This is a genomic window from Cryomorphaceae bacterium (assembly GCA_017798125.1).
Taxonomy (GTDB): Bacteria; Bacteroidota; Bacteroidia; order Flavobacteriales; family ECT2AJA-044; genus ECT2AJA-044.
Genome location: CP059070.1, coordinates 2,603,473 through 2,620,365, shown reverse-complemented (window position 1 = coordinate 2,620,365; position 16,893 = coordinate 2,603,473). Strand labels below are relative to the sequence as shown.

The window sequence follows — 16,893 nt, the reverse complement described above, 5'->3', positions numbered from 1 at the left end:
TCCATGCAAAGTACAACGGAATCGCCTCCGTTTAAAACTCACTTTTCGCGTAAATCACGTTTCTAAGGGCCGATGAGAAATGCTTGTACCTCCTTTGAAAGTGCTTTGGAATCGACGCGCTCGATGGGGTGTACATATCCATTGAGCTCGAGTAGTGTCCCCTGGGATAGGTGTTCTGCAGCGTTCTGACTCTCGGCTAGGGTCACCATTTGATCTTCCGACCCAATGCACACGAGTACGGGACAACTCACTTCGGCAAAAGTAGAATTCGTCAAACGAGGACGTTGGCCAAGGTCGAGCATCATGTCAGCTGTTTTCGCCAAAACATCTCGCCAGTGATCGGGATGATGAGTGGCCTTCAAATGCGCGGCAAACTTAGGCACCTTCTCTTCAATGACATCGGGGTTCAGCATCCGCACTTCTTTGGCAGAAGCCTCTGGACTCCAGTCAAGCTTAGTTCCATAGGTCACAATCTTCTCCACGCGTTCTGGATGAGATCGAGCCAATTGAAGGGCAACGTATCCACCCATACTGTATCCAAAGATGTTTGCGCTTTTTAAGTCGTTTGCATCCAGGTAGGCCAGAACATTCTCGACAAAACCCTCCATGGAAAATGGACGGCCCGATGGCGACCCACCGTGTCCTTCAAAATTCAAGGAGTGAACGTTAAAGGAGGATTCCATTTCACGACGAAGTGCTGTTAGTTGCTGTTCACTGCCCAGAGCGCCGTGAAGGAGCAGTAGGTGGGGTAGGCTGTTCATCAGGGTGATTATTTATTGGTGGCGAAGCTGAGTGGGTCGTCATCCCAGGCTTGTGCATTCTCCAAACTTGGCAGCACATCCTCAACGCGGTCAACGATATCCCACATCGCCAAGTGCTTTTCGTGCATGAATTTTTGAGAGACGCACATCTCCAGTAACTCTTTTAAAGGATCGTAAAACCCATTGGTGTTGAGCACCACAATGGGTTTGGTGAATTGCCCCAATCGCTTCAAGGTAATGGCTTCAAAAAATTCCTCTAATGTGCCGCTTCCGCCGGGTAGGGTTATGAGTCCGTCGATACCTTCAAGAAACTTTGCCTTCCGTTCATGCATCGTGTTGGTGAACTCAAAGTCCGTGACGTCTTTATGCGCCCATTCCACCTCGTTCATGAACTTGGGCATGATGCCTTTGATCCGGCCGCCTTCTTGAATGACGGTATCCGCAAGTGTACCCATCAGTCCAACCGCACCTCCTCCGTAAACGACGTCGATATCCGCCGCGACTAAAGCCCTAGCCAATCTCCTCGTTTCTTCGAAATATACAGGGTCAATCTTAGCACTTGAAGCGCAGTAGACGCAGACACGTTTAATGGTCATAGTGTCTTCAGGATCTTGAGTGGAAAAATCAGAATTTTGTTTAGGTAAAGCTGATTAAATTACTGGATAACAGAACTTAAACATATCCTATAGTTATTGTCTATAGGCTGAATTAAAGGTATTGAACCAGTTGAATGTTGTTTCCGCAGGTGTCGTCGAATATGGCAAACTTCACGGTCTCCATAGCGGTCGGTTGGACGCTGAATTCGACCCCCAAATCCGTTAATCGTGCGTATTCCGCTTCTACGTCATCCACGTCCAATTGGGTCCAAGGGATGCCGGCATTTTTCAAAGCTTCTTGGAAAACTTTAGAAGGTTCAAAGTGATTGGGAGCAGGTTCTAGAAGAAGTTCTGGACCGTCTTGCCAGTCTTTGGCGACCAGGGTCAACCACCGGTTTCCACCACCGACGGGTTCATCTTTTTTCTTCACAAAACCGAGGATGTCGGTATAGAATTCTAATGCCTTTTGCTGGTCGCGAACAGGGATACTTACAAGTGTAACTCTCATGGTTTTCGGTTAAATAGGAAGTACAATTTAAGGAAGATGAGCGGGCTTTCGCAAGCTCGAGATTCAAGCAATTCCCAAGGCTGATTCCATCACGCTTAAGTCAAACGAAGTCCAATCCTCGATGTGGAGTTCGAGACCGTGTTTATTGAAGTCCTCCAAATTCTTGGTTCCAATACCCATAAAGTGCAGTCCCAAGTTTTGAGCAGTGGTCAAATTCCAAAGCCCATCTCCCACAGAGATGATGTGCTCAAAGTCTTGGACACTGTAGTGAGCTCGAGCACGCTCTACAGCTTCGGAGACTATGCCTTCGCGTTCAAAAATGGTGTTGGAACCGACAACCAATTCTGGGGAATGATTGATCTCTGCTTGTCTCAATTTCAGGAGTGCGGGTTCCAATAAAGAGCCAGTAGCAAAGGCAACAGCATAGCCCTGAGTTCGGATGAAATCAACGGCTTCTCGAGCACCGGGGACTTCGGATACCGGTGGCTTGGTCTTAATGAGCTCATTCATGCGCGTTTCAAACGGACCGATAAATGAAAAATCAAAAGGGCCCGGAAGATTGCGTTCATAGTTCACACTCAAGATGTAGCTGTCCGTATGGTGGAGGTAGCCCTTCCAATTTTCATCAATGTCCGTTATTCCAAAATCCCGCATGGCTTGGGCATAGGAGGTTTGATGCTGGGATTCACTCCGGGTCAGGGTATCGTCAATGTCAAATACAAAGAGCTTCATTTCGGCCTAATGGGAATCCAGATTTCCTCTTCCGAGCTAGGGTCGTTATTCTTGTATTTGGCCCCGAGAACCTCGAAATGTGGTCGGTCGTCCACTAGGTAGTCAGAGTTGGGAATCCATTCATTGAAGATGTATTGAAAAATGGAAGGATCCGCGCTAGAGCCCACGTAGTCGAAAACCGCGTATAACCCGCTATGAAGTTCTAGCGTATCCAGCCCATCGGGTACTTGAGACCAATCCACTACCTCGACGGCCGCCCATTTCGTAAAGAGCTTATCGGGCCGAAAGGCCCTATAATAATCCTCCGGATAGATCTGCAGGGAAATCTTGTCCTCAGAAGTGCGGTTTCCAATTTCCTTGATCCTTGGTGCAAACTGAGCCCAAAGAGGTCCGGTTCGGTTCTCGACCAAGCTCATTGAGAGGTGGAGACCGATCAGTTTTTTAGGTGGTAGTTCTTCGATTCTAGGGGTCATGCGCGACGAGGGTTATTCATTTCGTACAAGAGGCAGCGCGTCAGTTCGGGGGAAGAGGCGAGTAGGGGGTGGTCAAAGGCGGCGACCTCCGACATGCCGATCTTCTGCATCACACGCTCCGATTTGCTGTTGATTTTCGGGCACACCGAAACGACTTGCTGCAGCTCGACCACTTCGAAGGCGTATTCCAAGCAGCGCTTTGCACCTTCCGTGGCGTAGCCCTTGCCCCAATATCGAGGATCGAGCCGCCAACCGATGTCCACGCTCGGGTTAAAAAAGGCCTCATAGTGCTGTTCGGACAGCCCAATAAAGCCGATAAACGCCTTGCTCTCCAGTTCCTCGACGGCGAAATAACAGAACCCAAGTCGAGCCCACTGATCCTTCATACGACCAATAAAATCCGCGGTTTGCCGTTCATCTTGAGTCGAAGGGAAGTACTCCATAACCTCGGGATTGGCATTGATGGCCGCCATGGGAATCAAGTCCTCATCCTGCCAGTTTCGAAAACCCAATCGATCGGAAGTAAAGGCGTATTCCATAGGACTAAGTATTCACAGCTTTAAAGAATTCCTGGAGTTTTTGTGGATCAAGCGCACCATCGGTCCGTACGCCACTGCACAGATCCAAACCAAAAGGCCCTACGCTTTCGATGGCCTCACGCGCGTTTTCAGCACGTAGCCCGCCCGCCAAGAAAACGGGTACCGGAATTTCAGCGCGGATACGACGGCTTAGGGCCCAATTGTGGGTCTTTCCGGTTCCGCCCAATACTTTGACGTCTAAGTTCGGATTACCGCTGTCCAGCAGAATAGCATCGACGTGCGGGGCAACCGATTGGGCCTCCTCAACCGATCCTTCATCCAAAACATGAATAACTTGGACCAGCTTGACCTGCGGAAGCGCCTTCCGAAGTACTCCGTAGTCCTCCAAGGGAAGTGCGTCAACGAGTTGAATGGTCGAGGTTTGAACGAGCCTGTGGCGCTCAATAACATCCGCTGCTCGGGTCTCGCTGGTCAAGAGAAAGGTGGCGATAGGAGGGGGAACCATCCGCGCAATCTCCGCAATAAGGGCGTTGTCAATCACCCCTGGACCACTCGGCATTGGCCCAACAAGCCCTAGTGCAGAAGCCCCGGCATCAATAGCCAGTTGCGCTTCATCAAGACTGCTGATGCAGCAAATTTTCACACGAGGGTTACGGATCGCCTTCACAAAGACGAATATAGGCGAGACTTTTGGATTTTGCGCCTACGGCGCGATGCTTCTCTTTGCTCTATCCAGCCAGCTCCAGTCCTTCCAAAAAGGCCATCATTTCGGAGGCCTTGTTTACGACCTTCAGAATGACTCCGTCCCCGTCTACAATGATATGGGTCGGATAAATCCGAAGTCCAATTTTCCGAATGAAGGGTCCTGCCTCTGGGACAACGGTATAGGCGAATTCTCTTCCAATCAAGAATTCTTCCAAGGCAGGTGCTCTGTCGGTAGCCAGGCTGATGAATAGGAGATCCTTTCCGTCCTCATTCTGCTCCACAAATTCATTGAGGTCCGGAAACTCCGCAATGCAAGCGCCGCAGTTGATAAACCAGGTCTTGAGCACCAAAACCTGGCCCTTAGTGCCTTCTTTGGTGTAGGTCATGCCGTCCAAGTCGGTAAAAGAAAAGTCAGGGAATTGGGTTCCTTCCAGCCGGAAGTACTGTAAGAAGGTCTGCGCTTCATTCGCCATGGTTGGGCCTATGTCCGAATCCGCTTTTGGCCCCAGACGATAAAGCTGATAAAAGGGCTTATCCGAGGGAGATTCCCTTTCCAAGGGGATGTAGACCTCGGTAGTCAATGCCTCGAGAAAAGCTTCTTTGGTGATGGTGCCTCCGTCCTCATCAAGCGCTTCAAATTCGGCAGACAGAACTAGGTTTTCATTGTGATACGTCCACCAGTCATGGAAAAGAACTTCTAATTGAGCTCCGGTGACTTTTATATCCTCCGTCCCTTGAGGCGCACAGGATATGATGAGGAAGGCTGTAGCCATGGTGCTTACATAGCTGGAAATTTTCATGGTCGCGAGTTAATGAAGACATCTACGGAAATGGAACGGCCATTCTTAACCTCATGGTCTAGGAGGGTCTTTTCTTTCTCAAAATCTAGCTTGGCCATGGCTCTCTGGCAGTTCATATTATCCGTTTCGACATAGCCTTCAATGCGTTTGAGCCCCAACTCCTCAAACCCGAATGCGCAGAGCAAAGGCATGGCCTCATTCATGATGCCCATGCCCCAGTATTCCGGGAGCAGCCAGAATCCTATTTCCGCTGTTTCCTTCGGCTTGGAAATAGCGTTAAATCCACCTGCACCGTAGAATTCACCTTCAATTGAGCAAACGGCAAACCACATCTGTTCCGGTTGGGCAAACCACTTCATTTGCTCTTCTGTTTCTTCTAAGCTCGAATAGCCTACGCCGTAGTGCTGGATCACTTTGGGATGTGAGAGCCCACGAAATATGTTTCCCACATCCTCGGACTCAATGGCTCGAAGGACAATTCGTGGCCCTTTTATTTTGGCATCACTTTGGGCGCTCATTTGGCGAATAGCTGGTTCATGTCCTTGAAGGCCTTAAACTCAAGGGCATTGTTTTCGGGGTCCATGAAGAACATAGTGGCTTGTTCACCCACTTGGCCTTGAAAGCGTATATGCGGTTCAATGACAAAGGTGATGTCCTGTGCCCTGAGCCTCTCTGCTAAAGCTTCCCAGTCAGCCCAGTCGAGGACAACACCAAAATGGGGGACAGGGACGTCGTGACCATCCACCGGATTTGAAATGGCCCGTTCATCCTGAGCATCAGCGGGTTTTTGATGTATGACCAATTGGTGTCCGAAGAAATCAAAATCGACCCAATGGTCAGAGCTCCGCCCTTCAGCACATTGCAAAACTTCCTTGTAAAAAGCTCGGCAACGTTCGAGATCTCGTACTGGAATGGCTAAGTGAAAAGGGTTGGTCATTTTTGATCAGTTTCATCAGGAATATGTGAACGTTCTTCACCCAAAACAGACTGGCGCTCCCGGTTAACGATGAGGCGTGTAACATCGGGCCGAGAATAATGTCCAACGGGGTCAAAGTTCTGCCGTTCCTCGAGCACGCGGTTGAAGTCAATGGTCGTCGTGATGAGGCCTTCCTTTTCCGTAACGGGCTCCAGTATCCATTCCCCGTTGGGGCCGGCGATTCCAGATCCTCCGTTGGCCAAGGTGGAAGGCGCTTTTTTCAAAATTTCGTCTAGGTGAGGCGTGTTGGGAGGAAAGTCCTCTACACGCATCAAGCTGGAAACGGAGACCACAAAAGAGCGTGACTCCCGCGCGATGAATCTCGTAATGTCCTTGGTGTTGTCTAGCGTGCCCGGCCATACGGCTATGTGTAGGTTTTCACCCATGGCATACAGCGCTGTTCTTGATAAGGGCATCCAGTTCTCCCAGCAGTTTAGTCCACCTACGGTAAAGGCCTTCAGTGGATGTACCTGTAATCCGTGTCCATCTCCAGGTGCCCAAGTAAGGCGCTCTTCATAGGTTGGTTGGAGTTTGCGGTGAACGGATTGAATTACCCCTTCGGAATCAATGTACACCAAGGAGCAATACAGGCTATGGCCTCCTCGATCCAGTGCTCGCTCAATAATGCCGAGGTAGATCGCCATCTTATTTTTTCTTGCCAACCGGCATACCTCGTCGAGGTCACCCGCTTCGGGTTGAACGGCATTTCGCAAATAATGGGCGTGGAGTTCTTTTTGGATGGTGGAGTCAAAAGCGGCTCCATCGGTCAGCGAAACCCAAAACGGATACCCGGGAAGCAGCCCTTCTCCAAAAACTAAGAGCTCGCAGCCCTGATCCGCCGCCTTCTCGATGTACGCAAGGACTTTCTCAAGCGTCTTTTCCTTGTTCAGCCAAATCGGGGCGATTTGGGCCATGCCAATGTTGAGGGTGTTGTTCACCGATTAGAAGTATTGAGGTTAAAAATGCTCGGGCGGTAGAGCGCCGTATACAAGATAGTCTTAATCTTCCAACACTGTCTGAAGTACGCTATAGTATCGGCTAGCGATAAAGTCCGCGCCCGTTTCGTTGTAGTGAACTTCGTCTGCTAAGTAGCTGTCGTCGAATCCTGTGAACATATCGACCACAATAACTTGAGATTCGGGAGTGCTTTGATTCGCAGCAATATTCACCACTTCTTGCTGCATTTGATTAAAAAAGACCTGGAGCACACCAGTCATGATGTCCGAACGACCCGGAGCCATTTGCTCAATAATAATGGTCACATTGGGATTATCACTTTGCAAGAGGTCTATGATGTCATTGACATTCTGAACCGCGGTGTCGTAGGACTTCCCTTGAAGAGCATCATTTCCTCCTGGCGAGCTGAAAAGCACGATATCTGGAGATCCCGTTTCTTCAAGCCAGTCATCCAGGTTGTTTAAAATCTGTCCAGAAGTCCATCCTCCTCGTCCTTCGTGGTCTCGGTCAAACTCCTCTCCATCGACCAAGGGATAGGAAAAAGGATCCGACACGGTGCCGATAAAGTCAAAAGCCCATTCCCCTTCCTTCAAGTCTTTCCAAAGCTCGTATCGATAGCTTTCAAAAGCAGGCCTTGCGCCTTGGACTCTCGAGGCTCCCAGAGGAAGAATTTTGTTGCTGGAAGTGCTTTGGGTATTGGGGTTTTCGTCCTCATCTTTTGCACAAGCCGTGACAAAGACCAAGAACAAAGACAGGCCTAAAATTCTCAGAAGAAGATTCATGATCGTTGGGTTATGGTCAAATATCTAACGACCGAAGAGAAGTCCGGAGTATGTCAAGGCCTAGACCTGCGACAGAAAGGACTAATCCTCCATCTTCTCGTAGTCCACAAGGGCCCGTGCCACACCCTCTGGATTGGGATCCAAGAAAAGCGAGTACCCCTTCAAGAGCTTCACCTTTACGAGTTCGTCTTTCGCAATGGAGATTTCCTCAACAATTCCTGTCCCTTGCTGAATTCTGATGGAGAATGCACGCTTTCCAATATTCTCGACTAGTGCATAGCAATCCTGACCGTAGTATGGGTTGATGGTTGCATCTTGACCGGGGCCCTTTCCCGTCATGACCATGCTTTGAGAAGGTTCAATGACAAATTCGGTCTGAGCACTGCTATCAAAGCAAAGAAAGAGGGTAATCGAGAGAGCAAGGAGTAACTTCATAAGTATCGTATTGTTGGTCGGTTTATGACCAGTACTTATGGTTTACGAGTGAAACGAGTTTTTGTTCTCCACGACTAGTCACCGTACGTTTTATCATTTCCACTCTTCTAAGAGGCCGCAATATCCCATTAAAATGGCGCAAATTCATCTTTTGGTGCCGTTGGTACTTGCCAGCGTTCTTGGGCTGAGACTTCTTGAGGAATAGCTACTCCAGGCGAGGCTACGCCAACACCTCCGTAACTACTGGAATGCCCTCTTGGTATTTGCATGCGCTCACCGTAGAGCCAGGTGACCGGGTTGCTGCGTTGACCACTGGTGATGGGATGTGTTGCATGAGGCACATTTCCGCGGTGAATAATGGCTAGGCCCGGCTTGAAAACGGTCCGCACGGTTCTGCCCGCTGAATGGTTTTGAAAGTCGACCTCCGAACCGGTAAAGGACTCATTGGGAAGATTGATGTTGATGTTCAAGGTGGCCGCGGAGGCGTCCGTATGCGGATTTAGATCCTTGTCCTTGTCCGGGTTGTACTGAATGGAAAAGCCGAAGGTTTGTTGGTCATAGCCGTAGGTGCCGAGCAACAAGCGGGCTACTGGCCGCATGTATCGGTCCATGATCATGTTGTAAAACGCTTGGAAATGAGGTGCGGCCAAGTAGCCTTCGGACCGTAGGTCCAGCATCATGCCAAAACGATTTAACTGAATGCCGTAGGGCGGGCGAATAGGAATTTGAGCCTCGGCGGCGTTTTCCAAGTACGTGCGCAGATCATGTAGGCGATTGGGGTCGAAGAATTGCGCAGCGTCAATTATAAGCCTTCCTAAATTCCAAGGGCGACATATCGGTTTTGTTCTTGAAAAGCTTGGTGAAAGATGCTGGATGTTCGAATCCCAGACCATAGGCTATTTCACTGATGGATAGGGGCGTGGTGGAAAGTTGTTCCTTGGCCTTTTCGATCAACTTGTCGTGGATGTGCTGTTGTGTGCTTTGTCCCGTTAAGGACTTGAGCATTCCGCTCAGATAGTTGGGAGACAAGTTCAGTTGGTCCGCTACCCCTTGCACAGTCGGTAGCCCTTGTTCGACTAATTGATCGGATCGGAACAAATCGTTCAATATCGTTTCAAGCTGTGACAGGATCAGATGATTCGAGATCTTCCGAGTGATGAACTGACGGGCGTAAAAGCGCTCCGCAAAGTTCAGCAAGAGCTCAATTTGAGAGATGACGATCTTCTGACTGAACTGGTCAATATTCGATTGATACTCCTTCTGTATGCTCGTCAGCAGATCAATGATCATTTCTTCCTCCTTCTCCGATAGGAAGAGCGCTTCGTTTACGTTGTAGCCGAAGAAATCATACTCGTTGATGGTGGCGCCAAGGGCGGTGTTCCACAAGAAATCGGGATGCACCAGTAGCAGCCAACCAGAAGGCTGACTGCTATTGACATTGGGGTTGTTGGCAAGGCCCATAATTTGGTTGGGCGCCACAAAGGTCATCAGGCCTTCATCAAAATCGTAGTCTTGCTGGCCGTAGAACATCTTGTGCGGAACGTTGCGCTTAAGCCCGATGGTGTAGTAATCCTGTTTCCACCTGAGAGAGGCAACGTCATCGGGATACCGCACTTGACTGTAGTCCACAAGGCTCACTAAAGGATGTTCGGGTGCCGGCAGTTTTGCCAATTTATGATAGTCGCTGACCTTCTTAAAGTGTCTTAGTTCTGCCATGGTTATTCCTTGAAATCTACATCAAACTAACATTCCTCCTGAAACTTCAATGCGCTGTCCGTTGATCCAACCGGCTTTATCCGAACAGAGGAAGGCAACGGTTCCACCTACATCTTCAGCCTCTCCTACGCGTCCAAGGGCCGTGATACTGGAGATAATGGCTGCTTTCTCTTCATCTTTATTGCTTCCACCCGCAAAATCCGTTGCAATGGCGCCAGGGGCAATGACGTTCGCTGTGATTTTGCGCCCACCTAGTTCTTTCGCCAGATAGCGCGTAAATACTTCAATGGCGCCCTTCATTACGGCGTATGCGGACATCCCCGGCAAGCTGAAGCGAGACAATCCACTCGATATATTGACGATCCTTCCGCCATCATTAAGATAGGGCAAAGCAGCTTGTGTCATGAAGTAAACACTCTTGAGGTGAATATTCATCATTTCATTGAACTGCTCCTCTGTTGTATCGGAGACTAGGTTGAACGTACCCGTTCCCGCATTATTGATTAGAAAATCGAATTTGCTGTTGCCGTTTTCCTTCTTCAAATAATCCGAGGCCTCTTTAATGAACGCTTGTCCACTGGTGTAGTCATTGGCATCAAATTGAAAGGCCACGGCTTTCTGGCCCATAGCGGTTATTTCCGAGATGACTTCCTGTGCCTTCGCTTCATTTTGATGGTAGGAGAAGATGATGTCAACACCGTCTTTGGCCAGGTTAAGGGCCATATCTCTTCCTAGTCCGCGACTACCTCCTGTTATAATTGCTGTCTTAGAACTCATGTCTTTGATTTTAAATTCTAGGACAAAATTCAGCAACCAGGACTGGAGCTATTGTGCTAAATCTACGGATGTCTTATCCAAATCTATTTTTGGATGGGATAGGGTAGGACTCAAGGCTCTGAGGGGAGAACTGCGGGGCGTGCGCGTTCTATCGAGTTTTCCGAGAATATTCTAAAAAGCTGAATTGGTTATCCCCTTAGTAGTCCTCATCTTAGTTTAGCCTTTGGGCTTTAGACTCTTTTTCCCAGCCAAAGCTATACCCAATACTGATGTTTACAATTAATGGAGTGTTGGAAATACCAACTTGAAGGGCTTCGTGCGTGACATTCTGCTCCAGAGCTTTGCTGTAAAACTCGAGTTCATCGTTTTCTAAAGATGAAGAGACTCTGGGCCACCAACGAATACTGGGTGCAATCATGAAACCTTTCAAGAAGTTATTCTGTCGTTTGAAGGGCTGAATGTTCGCGTAGGCGCCTATCCCAAAGGTGAAGGTGGTGTAAGAATCAATCAAGTTATCTTCGATTTGAGCTTCGTCCATATGGTACAATTCAAATTTGTGCCATTTTGGTTCAGCTCGAAGATTGAACCAGTCATTGAATCGATAACCTACCCCAAAACCTGTGGTCCATGGAATATGGACGTCAATCCCAGTAAGTTGGTTTTCTTCATCTAGGTATTCATTGTCTAGATTGAGCGATACGCCATGGGAATAGTCAAAGGCTAGCCTGTGGTAGAATAGATTTCCTTCGATATTGAATCCGCCCAAAAGAGGCTGATTTAAACCGAACAATAAATTCGCTTTGATCTCCGTGAATTTATCATCCGTATTTTCCTGTCCTACAACTTCTGATGAGATCAACAAGAGGGACAGTACCCACATCTTTAATCCGATCCTTTTCATTCTTTTACTTGATTTGAAGATTAACTGAGTGCAAATCTGAGCCAAAGCAAGTAGGCAATCGCCTCATCCGATAGAATGAGACCAATTTTAAGGACTATCCGACAGATTGAGACTTTTGATCAAGGTACTGTTTTGGGGTTAAGCCACTGATATTCTTGAATATACGATTCAGAGAAGCTTTTGAGTTAAATCCACTATCTAATCCGAGCGATAGAATAGTAAATGAGGAATTTGATGGGTCCTTCAATAGATTTTTAAGATGATCAACCCGATATCTGTTTATCAAATCGTAGAAGGATCTATGTTCTTTTGAGTTGATCACCCTTGATACTTGGTGTCTGCTTTTTCCTAAATGACCAGCTAATTCATCAAGACTAAATTTTGGATCAAGGTAAAGCTGATGTTCCTCTATTTGCTTCAATATTTCCGCTTCAAGTTTCTGTTCTTCATCCGTTAACTGAATTGACTTCGTTTCAGAATGATCAGTGTCATCACTATTGGCTTTCTTTTCGGTCGGCAAATCATTGATGGAGCTACCTGAATATACCTGCGAAATCGTGTAATGCTGGATTCCTTGATAATTCATGTAGAACATGGAAACAGTCAATATCCCGTATACTATCCCGAACACTTGATTGACTTCGAAAGGAATCAAGCCGAGGTTTTGACCCAAGAATAGGATAAAGGTGATGGAAATCGACCCCAAGTATATCCATGTAAAGTGCCTTAACCAGCGCACATCTATGGTCTCGATCGTCGAAAATCCCTGCTTCAATTCCTCTTCAAATTGGTTTAATAATCTAAGGGTATAGATAAGTACCGCTATAAAGGTCAATTGGGAGCCTTTAAAGATCAGCTGATACCAAATACTCGGTGCGTTGAAATGCTCGCTTATGCTTTCGGCCGATTTATAATTCTGTAGGAGGTAATGGTCGATAAAGCAAAGCGCACAAAAAAGGACAAATGGTAAAAAGAGTAGGTACCAAGTCTTTGCTAGGTGCTTCTTTGCATGTGTAAATTGAAGGAGGTAAAACACGAAAACCGGAAACAAGAGGAGCGGAATGGCATTCTGAAAGATCACCGTTTCCGATGTCAGCTTCCAGTTGACCAGAACATCAGCTAGTATAAAGCAGCCGATAAGAAGGTTTACAAGAATAAGCAGATAGTCCGCAATTGCTTTCTTCCTCTTCTTCAGAATCAAAAAAACAAAAATGGCAATGATTGCGCCCGAAGCGGCGTATACATAGTTCATTTCTCGAAGATGCGTTTATCAACTATTTGCAAGCAAGGGCAAGCGCCTTGCCATATTGAAGGGAAGATAAGAAAGACCGGAGTAAAGAAATGAAGTCTCAGGCCTGTATGACGCGCTAAATAAACGAGATTCAGAATTTGCGCCTACGGCGCGATGCTCAAGCGCCCACCCAGTTGCAAGCTGTTGGGAAGGGACTGGCATCATCGATCTCAGCTAAACAGCGCTTAGATTATGTTGTGCCTTTAGCTTTCATTTATTCATCAAGTATTCCGCAACTGCTTGGTAAGCGGGCAAGCTGGTCGGGTCAATTTTCGAGTTTTTTGCCTCCGGATGGGAAGCAAACCTCACAATGACCATTTCTGCTTTAGGGTCGATGTATATGGTTTGGCCGTAAACACCTCTAGCAGCAAATGCCCCGTGTGCATTACCTGTATGCCACCACATATTTCGATAACTCCAGTTTTCTAGCGAAGTCCCATAGGACGATTGGCTAAAGGCCTCCTTGCTCCCTCCATTCATTATGTCCTCGACAAGACTGGCTGGAAGGACTTGTTGTTTGTTGAACTTCCCATTATTCCGAATCATTTCTCCAAACATGGCCATATCCCTCAGGTTTGCGCTAAAACCGCCTCCTGCAAAAGGAATTCCAGCGGCATCTACTTGATAATAGCCATCGACACCGGTGCCTAGAGGTTGCCAGATTCGTTCGGACAAAAGATCGGTGATGCTCTTTCCCGTAACACGAGATATTATCCACCCCAACGCATCGGTATTGATCGTTTTATAGCCAAATACCGATCCGTGCTCGCCTTCTTTTTGAACCGTTACCAAATAGTCATAGTAATTTGTTGGTCCTGAATATGTCGAGGGCTTAGGGAACGGATTGCCTGCCGCAGAAAAAGCCCAGATTTCGGCTTTCGGGTCAGAATAGTCTTCGCTGTATTTTAATCCTGTGGTCATGTCCAGAATCTGTCGAACGGTTGCATCACCAAAGGCAGAATGGGCTAGTTCAGGAATATAATCGGCCCCAGTTTTATCTTCATCAAGAAGACCTTCCTCAACGAGCAAAGCACCCAGGGTACCCGTGAAAGTTTTACTCACCGACATAGCAGCATGAACCCCCTCGGGTTCTAATTCACCGAAATATCTTTCGTATACAATTTTCCCTTTATGCAAAATGAGAATTCCGTCTGTATAATTCTCGGAGAGCGATTGTTCCCATGTCATAGGTTCAGGGCTATTCCAAGGGGTAAAATTTATGTTGTCAATATTTTCATCTGGCTTTTGGCTAAAGGTGTATTGTTTATCACTTGAGGCCTTCACAACCGCTGTAGGCATGAATTCTCGCATGTGGCAAACGCTATAACGCAATGCTGGAAACTGAAAGAAGCTTCCGTCTATTGCCGATATGATGCTGTCTTGAGGCGGGGGAAAACCCTGCATCCATCCCATTGCTTTGGGATCTGAATCTTCTGCGTTCAAATGATTTTGAGCAGAGACCTGAACGCTGAAAACAAATACCAGGGTTAAAATTATAATCTTCATGTCAAGTATTTTTTTTAGCTAGTACACGATGGCCACTTGAATCTGTTTAACTATGAGCCATTGAAACCTGAGCCTCACTTATACATACAAGAACATTTGTTGACCAGTTCAATACCATACATGGGCCATGAGCTATCGAAGTACGCCCTTACCACTTAATAGCCACCGTTTTCTTTACTCTTCTGCGTAAAGCACTTTATCCGAAGTAGCCATTTCATACCGTCCCAAAGCCTCTTCCTGAGTAAGGTCTTCCGGTAAATTTTCAACAAAGGTCATCACCGAGGTGAACAGAAAAGGTATGTCGCTTCTGGACATGAATTCAGATTTGGTGGCGATGTCCTCTAATTGATCAGCATTCCATTCTCTTCTTACTTCATTAGACCGCTCATATTCTTCCACATTCAACGGGACGAGCCATATTCTGTCATTCAGAGAATCCGGCAACAAGTGATGTCTGTATTGCCAAGTTGGGTAAGCTTCAAAATGTCTCTTATCCTCATCATTTTGGAAATGGAGGTAAGAGATTGCTTGTTCCGGATCAAATCGCCCCTCGTTTACGGCCTTGCAAAAAATGGGCTCAAGATCAATGATGCTCTTATCCTTACTTCTTCTTTGAGATGTATGAACCAATACCACGTCATGATTTTGCCCGCGTAAGGATCTTTTAAAACCGAGTTCTATTTGAGAAGGAAAGCCAACAGAATCCGTTATGGAGAGTATCCTATTCAAATTGACCCTTCGATTAGCTTGAATGGTGTCATCATGAGTATCGTACATGGGCCTGAACATCTGATCTCTTTCCCACATTGATTTGAATTCACTTCTTAATCGTGAGTCATAGTCGATCGTTCTATTCTCTACGAGGGAATCCCAGAGGTTCTCATCTACATAAGTGCTGACGAAAATGGACTTTATCAAACTCAAATCATCCGAATTATTGACCAGTAGTTGAAGGTTCAGATTCCTTTCATCTAAGTTATTGGAGAGATGATTTGAAAGCGCAGCATTATAAACATCAGGACCAAAAGGTTTTTCGATTTCCTGAAAGGCCAAGGAGTAATTTTTAGATGCTGTGTCGAAATCACCATCACAAATGGCCAATTCGGCCTTGTTCGTTAGAAGATAATACCGAGTAATTGCTTCGTTATTGTAGTCGCATTTCTTCAGTTCTGTACGAGCCGAATTATCAGACGCTGAATTAGACTTACTACTGAAGGTGCAGCCAACTAGAATGGCCAGAATAACGATGAAGGTGGTTATTCTCATTTATTGAACTTTATCGTGACGAGCGGTTAGCTGGCAAGAACAGGCGCCTTGCGATTCACTTACAAGATAAGAAGGCTGCCAAGATTCGAGGTCTTTCAAGAATGTATAAAAAAGGAATGACGGCCTTTATGCGCCTACGGCGCGATGCTCAAGCGCTCACCTAGTTGGATGCTGTATTGGAGGGATTGCTCCCAACGGTGGGTATAAAGGGCATATTAATCCCCTTAGTACAATGCCTGCATGCAGCTATTCTTCTAATAGAATATTCCTGATCTGTTCAAGCTGTTCTTGGCTGATATCTGCGGACTGTAAATACGATTCAAATGAACCATAGTTTTCTAGAATGTATGATTTTGTTCCGTCAATGTATTCTGGTTGAAGGAAGTAAAAAGCCTCAATATTCTTTCTGTTGATTGCCTTATCAGTAATACTAGGATTGTCCTCTGCAATTGCTGATAACTGATCAACTCTCCTTGTACTTTCAGCTAATCTGTATTCATTAGAAAGCATGTAGTCATCGCTGATGGTTTGCCAAGGAACACCAAGTATGCTAAGAATTAAAGCGGCTGCAGTTCCAGTTCTATGCACGCCATGAGAACAATGAAAAACAATAGGATAATTGCTTTCATCAGCAAGAACACTAAAAAGTTCCGCATAGGATTGTTTGCCTGTGTTTGGTAAAACCTGATGAATACTGTAGTTCAGATCAGCAGGAATCTTCGAAAAGTCGCCTGTTTTTCGGGCGACGATTAAGTCATCAACTTCACTTCCGAAACCTTCGATTGGCAGATTGATTGACTTTACGTTCTGCGGTAATCTGTCAGCTCCTTGATTTTCTCTTTCAGACTTCGTCAAGAAATTAATAACCGTTTTTATGCCTCGTTCTTCGAGTATCTCTATGTCGTTGTCCGTTAGTTTATGGAGTGTACCCGAACGATATAGCAACCCTTTTTTAATCGCTTGGTTATCTGTTGTTCGGTAAGCTCCAAGATCTCTGAAGTTATGTTCTCCTTCGAGCTCTACTTTCCTATTATATTCATTTGAATGTTGAAAACTGCATGCGTAAAATGCAAGAAACAAAACGACCAAAAGTGAGTTCCGAAACTTCATTAGTCTAGATGTATAGTCGGAAGGTTAATCCAAATCATGTTATAGTGCATGTCAATGGTTTG

The 16,893-nt window shown here is 46.6% G+C and carries 21 protein-coding genes; all 21 read right to left on the bottom strand.

Annotated elements, in window-relative coordinates:
* Nucleotides 1-62 precede the first annotated feature (62 nt).
* Nucleotides 63-761 (bottom strand): alpha/beta hydrolase, encoded by a 699-nt coding sequence (locus tag HZ996_11690; GenBank protein ID QTN39777.1) that lies wholly within the window; start codon nt 759-761, stop codon nt 63-65.
* 8 nt (nt 762-769) lie between these two features.
* Entirely contained in the window at nt 770-1,357 is a 588-nt protein-coding gene (locus HZ996_11685; protein QTN39776.1) for a TIGR00730 family Rossman fold protein, read from the bottom strand.
* Between the two features lie 112 nt (nt 1,358-1,469).
* Nucleotides 1,470-1,865 carry a VOC family protein gene (locus tag HZ996_11680; protein QTN39775.1) on the bottom strand — a complete coding sequence of 132 codons (396 nt, stop codon included), beginning with the start codon at nt 1,863-1,865 and terminating at the stop codon, nt 1,470-1,472.
* A 63-nt stretch (nt 1,866-1,928) separates the two neighbouring features.
* A complete protein-coding gene (locus HZ996_11675; protein ID QTN39774.1) occupies nt 1,929-2,597 on the bottom strand; it encodes an HAD family hydrolase in 669 nt (222 codons plus the stop codon).
* Nucleotides 2,594-3,070 carry a GyrI-like domain-containing protein gene (locus HZ996_11670; protein ID QTN39773.1) on the bottom strand — a complete coding sequence of 159 codons (477 nt, stop codon included), beginning with the start codon at nt 3,068-3,070 and terminating at the stop codon, nt 2,594-2,596. The genes HZ996_11675 and HZ996_11670 overlap by 4 nt, the downstream gene beginning before the upstream one ends.
* Complete coding sequence (locus tag HZ996_11665; protein ID QTN39772.1) at nt 3,067-3,609, bottom strand: GNAT family N-acetyltransferase; 543 nt, start codon at nt 3,607-3,609, stop codon at nt 3,067-3,069. The genes HZ996_11670 and HZ996_11665 overlap by 4 nt, the downstream gene beginning before the upstream one ends.
* A gap of 4 nt (nt 3,610-3,613) precedes the next feature.
* A complete protein-coding gene (locus tag HZ996_11660; GenBank protein ID QTN40047.1) occupies nt 3,614-4,267 on the bottom strand; it encodes a phosphoribosylanthranilate isomerase in 654 nt (217 codons plus the stop codon).
* Nucleotides 4,268-4,337: 70 nt separating this feature from the next.
* On the bottom strand, nt 4,338-5,114 hold the full coding sequence (locus HZ996_11655) for a TlpA family protein disulfide reductase (protein ID QTN39771.1): 777 nt from the start codon (nt 5,112-5,114) through the stop codon (nt 4,338-4,340).
* On the bottom strand, nt 5,111-5,632 hold the full coding sequence (locus tag HZ996_11650) for a GNAT family N-acetyltransferase (protein QTN39770.1): 522 nt from the start codon (nt 5,630-5,632) through the stop codon (nt 5,111-5,113). Before HZ996_11650 ends, HZ996_11655 begins: the two co-directional genes overlap by 4 nt.
* A complete protein-coding gene (locus tag HZ996_11645) occupies nt 5,629-6,051 on the bottom strand; it encodes a VOC family protein (protein ID QTN39769.1) in 423 nt (140 codons plus the stop codon). The genes HZ996_11650 and HZ996_11645 overlap by 4 nt, the downstream gene beginning before the upstream one ends.
* Nucleotides 6,048-7,028: a carbon-nitrogen hydrolase family protein gene (locus HZ996_11640; GenBank protein QTN39768.1), complete on the bottom strand. Its 981-nt coding sequence runs from the start codon at nt 7,026-7,028 to the stop codon at nt 6,048-6,050. The genes HZ996_11645 and HZ996_11640 overlap by 4 nt, the downstream gene beginning before the upstream one ends.
* Before the next feature lie 60 nt (nt 7,029-7,088).
* Nucleotides 7,089-7,829: a hypothetical protein gene (locus HZ996_11635; protein QTN39767.1), complete on the bottom strand. Its 741-nt coding sequence runs from the start codon at nt 7,827-7,829 to the stop codon at nt 7,089-7,091.
* A gap of 81 nt (nt 7,830-7,910) precedes the next feature.
* On the bottom strand, nt 7,911-8,264 hold the full coding sequence (locus HZ996_11630; GenBank protein ID QTN39766.1) for a hypothetical protein: 354 nt from the start codon (nt 8,262-8,264) through the stop codon (nt 7,911-7,913).
* Nucleotides 8,265-8,392: 128 nt separating this feature from the next.
* Nucleotides 8,393-9,013 carry a hypothetical protein gene (locus tag HZ996_11625; GenBank protein QTN39765.1) on the bottom strand — a complete coding sequence of 207 codons (621 nt, stop codon included), beginning with the start codon at nt 9,011-9,013 and terminating at the stop codon, nt 8,393-8,395.
* 49 nt (nt 9,014-9,062) lie between these two features.
* Nucleotides 9,063-9,980 (bottom strand): helix-turn-helix transcriptional regulator, encoded by a 918-nt coding sequence (locus HZ996_11620; protein ID QTN39764.1) that lies wholly within the window; start codon nt 9,978-9,980, stop codon nt 9,063-9,065.
* Nucleotides 9,981-10,001: 21 nt separating this feature from the next.
* Nucleotides 10,002-10,757: an SDR family oxidoreductase gene (locus tag HZ996_11615; GenBank protein QTN39763.1), complete on the bottom strand. Its 756-nt coding sequence runs from the start codon at nt 10,755-10,757 to the stop codon at nt 10,002-10,004.
* Between the two features lie 211 nt (nt 10,758-10,968).
* Nucleotides 10,969-11,658 carry a hypothetical protein gene (locus tag HZ996_11610; protein QTN39762.1) on the bottom strand — a complete coding sequence of 230 codons (690 nt, stop codon included), beginning with the start codon at nt 11,656-11,658 and terminating at the stop codon, nt 10,969-10,971.
* Between the two features lie 94 nt (nt 11,659-11,752).
* Nucleotides 11,753-12,910, bottom strand: a complete 1,158-nt coding sequence (locus tag HZ996_11605) for a helix-turn-helix transcriptional regulator (GenBank protein QTN39761.1) — start codon at nt 12,908-12,910, stop codon at nt 11,753-11,755.
* A gap of 249 nt (nt 12,911-13,159) precedes the next feature.
* Complete coding sequence (locus tag HZ996_11600) at nt 13,160-14,455, bottom strand: serine hydrolase (protein QTN39760.1); 1,296 nt, start codon at nt 14,453-14,455, stop codon at nt 13,160-13,162.
* A 174-nt stretch (nt 14,456-14,629) separates the two neighbouring features.
* Nucleotides 14,630-15,721, bottom strand: a complete 1,092-nt coding sequence (locus tag HZ996_11595; GenBank protein QTN39759.1) for a hypothetical protein — start codon at nt 15,719-15,721, stop codon at nt 14,630-14,632.
* Nucleotides 15,722-15,967: 246 nt separating this feature from the next.
* A complete protein-coding gene (locus tag HZ996_11590; protein ID QTN39758.1) occupies nt 15,968-16,831 on the bottom strand; it encodes a tyrosine-protein phosphatase in 864 nt (287 codons plus the stop codon).
* Nucleotides 16,832-16,893 lie beyond the last annotated feature (62 nt).